At 49.5% G+C, this 2,398-nt stretch carries 3 protein-coding genes; all 3 read right to left on the minus strand.

What is annotated here, in order from left to right; translation table 11 throughout:
• On the minus strand, positions 1-581 hold a 581-nt coding region (locus H6F80_RS16930), incomplete at its 3' end, for a class I SAM-dependent methyltransferase (protein ID WP_190792700.1).
• A 13-nt stretch (positions 582-594) separates the two neighbouring features.
• On the minus strand, positions 595-1,809 hold the full coding sequence (locus H6F80_RS16935; protein WP_190792701.1) for a glycosyltransferase: 1,215 nt from the start codon (positions 1,807-1,809) through the stop codon (positions 595-597).
• Positions 1,810-1,832: 23 nt separating this feature from the next.
• A partial coding sequence (locus H6F80_RS16940; protein WP_242067413.1) for a hypothetical protein occupies positions 1,833-2,398 on the minus strand: 566 nt, incomplete at its 5' end.

The raw sequence follows: 2,398 nt of genomic DNA on the forward strand, positions 1-2,398 counted from the left end.
TTCCAGATCGCATGGGCAATCCAGTTATCCCGCCACATGGTTTGCTGCAAATCCTGATCGGTTACGAGCATTCCGCCCGGACGTAACAGACGCGCTGCCTCAGCCAGCATTTTTGCCATGTCGTCGCAGTGGTGCAAGGCAGCATTCAAAACCACTAAATCGGCAAAGCCTGATTTCAGAGGCAAATTCTGAGCATCTGCCAAAATCGGTACATAGCCTATTTCCTGAGCGATCGTCAGCCCTCCTTCTGAGACATCGACCCCCAACAGCAGTTTTGGCTGACCGACCCGATCGCGCAGTGAAGCATAGACATTGCCGGGAGCACAGCCGATATCAACCACAATTTTATCTTGCCAACTACCAGTGACGGCGAACCAGCGATCCTGAAACTCCTGATCCCGATGCACAACTGCCAGATAATTTCTCGCCCACTCCGGATGTCCAAAGTAGCGGCTGTTGGCAAGCAGGCTATGGGAAGGATTTTGAATCGGAAAGGTGAGAATATTATTTTTCCATGTCGCAGTCTTGAGAGAATCTGGCGCAATGTAGGTTATCGCCAACGGTGCCAATTGATCAAGCATTAGGGTTCATCAGCTAGACGACGCGGCAAGGCAGTTTCTTTTGTTTTGCGATCGTCTCATAAGCAGGAATCAGATTTTGGGCGATCGTGCGCCAGGAATACTGGGACTGTGCAAATTGTCGTCCTCGTTCGCCCAGGGCTTGACGTAGATTTAGATTTGACAGGAGTTGGGCGATTGCTGCTCCCAACGGTTCTACTGCGCCTTCAACCACGATTCCTGCTTGAGCCGCTGCAATATCTGAAGCAATTTGAACTCCGGGCGTGATAATCACGGGTAATCCGCAAATCAATGCTTCTGCAACTGCAATGCCGAAATTTTCTGAATAGGAAGGTAACACAAAAAGATCAGAACCTTGCAGTAGCCGATCTTTCTCTTCGCCGATCACCAATCCTGTAAAAGAAACACACGTCGTTAAACCAAGCGCAGCCGTTAACTGCTGTAGCTGGTCAAGGTAATCTGAATCACCTGCACCTGCAATCAACAGATGAAATGGATAACCTTGACCCTTCAATTCATACAGCGTTTTCAGCAGCAAATCCGGGCGTTTTTTATAATGCAGCCTTGATAAAAATAAGATAATGGGAACATCTGCCGGAATCCTATAATGTGCCCGCACCTGCGATCGGGCTTCAGGATGCGGGACAGGAGCATGAACTCCCAGCGGCAGAGTGATCGTTGGCGTTTTAATGCCGAACTGACGCACTTCTTCGGCTTCCTGGTGCGTTGTGCAGTGAATCGCGGCAGCAGCATTCAGGTTATGTCGCTCGATCAACGTGGCATAAATCTGCTTTTTCAAACGGCTCTGAGCTAGTGCCCAGGGTGTCAGTTGTCCCATGACTCGAACGGTGTAGGGAATTTGATACCGACGGGCGATCGCTGCAGCACAGGTTGGGGCATAGGAAAACAGATAGTGATTGTCGAGTACGTCATAGTCAGGAAGATGCTCCCAACACCAGCCCGTGAATGCCCTGGAGAAAATAAACTCTTTTAGCGCAGGTGGATCGAACGGTAAAAACCAGACGGGTACATTATCCGTTGAATCAGTGCCAAAGGAATAATCAACTCTTTGATTGAGCGGTACATCTAACGGTTGGGGACGATCGTAATTCGTGGTCGCAATCTCCACATCTACGCCCAAATCTCGCAGTGCTTTGACTAAATTGAGCGCGACTTGCGGCGGTCCTCCTAAGGCGGGGCTGAGACCGGGAATGACGTGTAAAACTTTCATGTTGAATTTCTGCAGCGAGTCAGCTAGCGATCGGATGTAAATTTACGAAAAACGATCAGGGCAATCACGGGCAAAATGGTCGTCGTCAGCGCAAACATACTTCGCATCGTGATTCCTGCTGCAAAAAAGCCTAACGCGTAAACAACCAGCGCGTAGTCAGATTGGCTCTGCATAGCCATCCGATTCCACCAAGCAGCCAACGCCCCAAAAAATAGAGACATTCCAATTGCTCCTAACCAGCCTGCCATCATGTAGCTCTCACCCAGATAAGTAGCAGCAAGGGTGTATCCTTCAGCCCCAGCAATCTCTTCAATACTGACGCTCAAGCCTTCTGGCTTACTAGGAAACAGGGCACGAGGAATTGGACGAATCAAAGACCAGTAAATTACTTCAAATCCTAGAAACTGGTGCCGAGCTGGAAGTGCATCTATCAAGGGAGCGATCGATGCTAGATTGTAATCTACCGCCAGGGTTTCCCGCGTCTCGCCACTTGCATAAACCTGATTTGTGACGTAGTTGCGAAGCCCCATCGTTCTAAACTCCAGCATGTGATAGGAAGCATAGACCGCAATAAAGCCCGCCACTAGAA

Source organism: Leptolyngbya sp. FACHB-711 (assembly GCF_014695615.1).
In the GTDB taxonomy this organism is placed as follows: domain Bacteria; phylum Cyanobacteriota; class Cyanobacteriia; order Elainellales; family Elainellaceae; genus Leptolyngbya_A.